Annotated in this window: 2 protein-coding genes; one reads left to right on the top strand and one right to left on the bottom strand. The window is 58.8% G+C overall.

All coding sequences use genetic code 11. The annotated features are described in order from the left end of the window. Positions 1-298: hypothetical protein (locus H5U08_RS19170; RefSeq protein WP_297036885.1), on the top strand; the 298-nt coding region annotated here is incomplete at its 5' end. 267 nt (positions 299-565) lie between these two features. Here the strand turns inward: H5U08_RS19170 and H5U08_RS19175 are convergent. Then, positions 566-1287 (bottom strand): aminotransferase class V-fold PLP-dependent enzyme (locus H5U08_RS19175; RefSeq protein WP_297036887.1); only part of this gene is annotated, 722 nt, incomplete at its 5' end.

Consider the following 1287-nt stretch of genomic DNA (forward strand, 5'->3'; position numbering starts at 1 on the left):
TTACCTCGATTTTGTATGCCCCATGGACTACACGAATAATCACGACCAGTTCGTCCGGTGGGTGAAAAACCAGTGGCAGGCCACGCAGGGAAAAATCCCCATGTATCCTGGGATCGGCGCTTTCCGATTAGACGGTCCCGACCAGGTGGTTGGACAGATCGCGCTTGCCCGTCTGGCTGGTGTTCCCGGCTTCACCATTTTCAATCTTGATGAGCAGTCTCCGAAAATAATCTTTCCCGCAGTGAAGATGGGAGCCACGCGCCATCCCGCGACACCTCCCCATCGCATGCGGCCGTGACCCCAACACGTTGGAGGAACACAGGACCACCTGCCCATCACGTTCGGCTGTCGGTTTAGAGAATCCACTTCTCTTCCCCGGACACGACCATCGCGCTTCCGCAGGTATTCCGGGTCAGGTTGGCCTTCCCATGTTGGGTAGTCACCGCTTCGCCGAGTGGCCACTCTATGCTCAGCTCTCTATTCAAACGTTGGGGCGATTCATCCATTTGCCCACCACACATCGAGTCTCTGGTACCGACAGCAGATCCCGAAATGTGGGGGTGGGTCAACTGTGGCGGGCAATCTCCGCGACGGCTTGGATTGCCGATTCGATCTCCTCCTCCGTGGTGAAGGGGCTGAGACTGAAGCGGACGGCCCCACCTCGTTCCACAGTCCCCAGCGTTCGGTGCATCAGGGGAGCACAGTGGATGCCCGATCGCACCTGGATGCCGTAATGCAGATCGAGGATGCTCGCCACTTCTTCCGGAGAATAACCGTCAATATTGAGACTCACCACACCCACCCGTTGCTCTGCAGAGGGAGGACCGTAGAGCGTCACTCCCGGTACTTCGCTCAATCCAGCCATCAGTTGGCTGGTGAGGGCGATTTCATGCTGGCGGATGGCCTCCAGCGTGCGGTTTTCCAGGTAACGGACACCCTCCACAAGGCCCGCCAGACCGGGTGCGTTGTGATTGCCCGGTTCGAATTTGTCGGGCAGGAAGTCCGGCTGGCGGTCTTCGTCACTGCGCGATCCGGTTCCTCCCATCCGCAGTGGTACCAATCTTTCTTCCATCCTGGGAGCCAGATAAAGGACGCCGGTTCCCATCGGTCCGAGGAGTCCCTTATGACCGGGGGCGGCCAACAGATCGATTTCCAATTCCCTGGGAAAAAGCGGGAGATGGCCCAGCGATTGCGCAGCGTCCACCAAAATGATTGCCTCACAGTGCCGCCGCACCAGTTTGACGATCTCGTCCAGCGGCTGCAGCGTCCCCACCACGTTGGATGCGT

The organism is Thermogutta sp. (genome assembly GCF_014359955.1).
Classification (GTDB): domain Bacteria; phylum Planctomycetota; class Planctomycetia; order Pirellulales; family Thermoguttaceae; genus Thermogutta.